A 248-nucleotide genomic window follows, 5' to 3' on the forward strand; every position below is an offset into this window, starting at 1 on the left:
GTATTTCTTATACCAGAGAAACCAATATCTTCAATCTAGAGCGTGATTTTACCAGTCAGGTCTATTCCCTTGGCTGGGTCGGCATGCTACTGTTTATCGGTCCTTACGTCGTGATCATGCTCTATGCTCTGATCAAGTGGCTAATGAATAAACAACTGCGGACATACCTCATTAGTTCGATGTTTTTGTCCATTGCCTTCATGCTCTTGGCGGCATTTCTTTCAGGCAACGTGATGGACTTCTTAACC

At 43.5% G+C, this 248-nt stretch carries 1 protein-coding gene; it reads left to right on the forward strand.

Annotated features, from left to right (window positions below):
- The coding region (locus MJX74_RS21650) for an O-antigen ligase family protein (RefSeq protein WP_240225087.1) at positions 1-248 on the forward strand (248 nt) is incomplete at both ends.

Source organism: Rheinheimera hassiensis, from assembly GCF_022436675.1.
Lineage (GTDB): Bacteria > Pseudomonadota > Gammaproteobacteria > Enterobacterales > Alteromonadaceae > Alishewanella > Alishewanella hassiensis.